The sequence below is a fragment of the Candidatus Liberibacter brunswickensis genome, from assembly GCF_036858155.1.
Lineage (GTDB): Bacteria > Pseudomonadota > Alphaproteobacteria > Rhizobiales > Rhizobiaceae > Liberibacter > Liberibacter brunswickensis.
This window is the reverse complement of record NZ_JAAEJX010000024.1, coordinates 1-1,307: the sequence shown is the minus strand read 5'-3', so window position 1 is coordinate 1,307 and position 1,307 is coordinate 1. Positions and strand designations below refer to the sequence as shown.

Below are 1,307 nucleotides of genomic sequence, written 5' to 3'. Positions count from 1 at the left end.
CCTCTTTTTTTTTAAAACTAAACCAATTTTTAGAGACATCTCCATTTTACATATATACTGTACTATCCTAGAATTTTAGAAATCATACCAGCACCTATTGTCTTACCTCCTTCACGAATAGAAAAACGTTGCTTTTCTTCCATTGCAATTGGACTAATAAGCTCTATCTCTAGATCAACCCTATCACCAGGCATCACTGCTTTAGACTCAGGAGGAAGAATAATCCTTCCAGTAACATCAGCTGTATCCATAAAAAACTGTGGACGATAATTACTTAAAAAACCCTTATGGCGACCGCCTTCCTCTTTAGTCAGAATATAAACATTAGCCATAAATCTAGAATACTCTTGAATTGAACCAGGAGCACATACAACCCTACCCCTTTGAACATCCGCACGATTCACACCACGAAGAAGCAAACCAACATTATCACCAGCTATAGCTTTATCTAACTTCTGACGAAACATCTCTACATCTGTACATTTGACCTTAAGTTTCTTATCACCAAGACCAAGTATCTCAACATCACTGCCAGCAGTAATCTGACCACGCTTAACACGACCAGTTATAACCGTACCACGACCTTCAACAGTACAAGAACTCTCTATATGCATAAGAAAAGGACTGTCTAGTGATCGAGATGGAGTAGGAATATAAGAATCAATCTTCTCCATTAAAGCATGAATAGAATCTTCACCTATCTCTTTGTTCTTACCTTGCAATGCACAAAGAGCAGAACCCCTAATAATAGGAATCTCGTCTCCAGGATAATCATAAGACTTTAAAAGACAACGAATATCGTCTTCGACAAGTTCTAACAACTCTTCATCATCAACAGCATCAACTTTATTCATATAAACAACTAGAGATGAAATACCAATCTGACGAGCCAAAAGTATATGCTCCTTAGTCTGTGGCTTCGGACCATCATCCGCAGAACAAACAAGAATAGCACCATCAGCTTGAGCTGCACCAGTAATCATATTCTTCACATAATCAGCATGCCCAGGACAATCAATGTGGCTATAAAAACGTTTATCCGTCTTATAATGAACATGCGCAGTAGAAATAGTAATACCCCTAACCTTCTCCTCTGGAGCACTATCAATGTCACCATATTCTTTCTTCTCATCACTATAGTATTTAGTAATAGCCGCTGTTAGCGTAGTCTTACCATGATCAACATGACCTATAGTACTAAGACCAAGACTCTCTTTGTCACGAATAAACTGTTTTACCGCCATCGAACCAATTTCCCTTATCTCAACTCATCTTCAACAAATATAAAGCCATAAAATATAAAATAT

The 1,307-nt window shown here is 37.6% G+C and carries 1 protein-coding gene; it reads right to left on the bottom strand.

Translation table 11 applies throughout. The features are described from left to right. Positions 1 to 62: 62 nt before the first annotated feature. Entirely contained in the window at positions 63 to 1,244 is a 1,182-nt protein-coding gene (gene tuf / locus GY664_RS05050) for an elongation factor Tu (RefSeq protein ID WP_333948398.1), read from the bottom strand. Positions 1,245 to 1,307: the final 63 nt, after the last annotated feature.

What these genes read in the sequence shown, in the direction of transcription:
- tuf (WP_333948398.1), bottom strand. Translation starts at nt 1,244, where the DNA reads ATGGCGGTAAAACAGTTTATTCGTGACAAAGAGAGTCTTGGTCTTAGT.